General features: G+C 67.3%; 1 protein-coding gene. It reads left to right on the top strand.

The window, feature by feature from the left end:
* Positions 1-204 precede the first annotated feature (204 nt).
* Positions 205-669, top strand: a 465-nt coding sequence (locus NS354_RS12935; RefSeq protein ID WP_058594830.1) for a YceI family protein, incomplete at its 3' end; no start/stop codon positions are given.

Below are 669 nucleotides of genomic sequence, written 5' to 3'. Positions count from 1 at the left end.
GTCTCGTGGGCTCGGGGACGGCGGTGGATCCAGCCTAACCGGGGGCGGACCGGGCCAGCGGGGCCGGGGTGTGCGGATGTCATGCGGAGCCATCGGAGGTCATCCGGTCGGCGCGGCGGACACGGTTGGGAATACCCTTGCGCCGTAAACAGTTGATGCGTAAAGTAATCGACGAACGCACGATCGACATCGAAGGAGCACATCATGACCGCATTCGAAGGACTCACCGCCGGCACCTGGACCCTGGACCCCGCACACTCCGAGGTGGCCTTCACCGTCCGCCACGCCGGGATCTCCAAGGTCCGCGGCATCTTCGAGCAGACCGAGGCCGAGCTGCACGCCGGGGAGACCGCGCAGGACTCCTCCGTGCGCGCCACCGTGCAGATCGCCTCCATCAACACCAAGAACGAGGGCCGCGACGGGCACGTCAAGGGTCCCGAGTTCTTCGACGCCGAGAACCACCCGCAGTTGGTCTTCGAGTCCACCGAGATCACCGCCGACGGCGAGGACCTGACCCTTGTCGGCAACCTCACCATGAAGGGCGAGACCCGCCCCGTGACCTTCACCGGCGAGTTCGGCGGCGGGGCCGTGGATCCCTTCGGGACCACCCGCGCGGGCTTCTCCGCCTCCACCACGATCTCCCGCAAGGACTTCGGGATCACCTGGAAC

The organism is Leucobacter chromiiresistens (genome assembly GCF_001477055.1).
In the GTDB taxonomy this organism is placed as follows: Bacteria; Actinomycetota; Actinomycetes; order Actinomycetales; family Microbacteriaceae; genus Leucobacter; species Leucobacter chromiiresistens_A.
The sequence above is the reverse complement of the archived record's forward strand: the minus strand, read 5'-3'. Positions and strand labels throughout refer to the sequence as shown.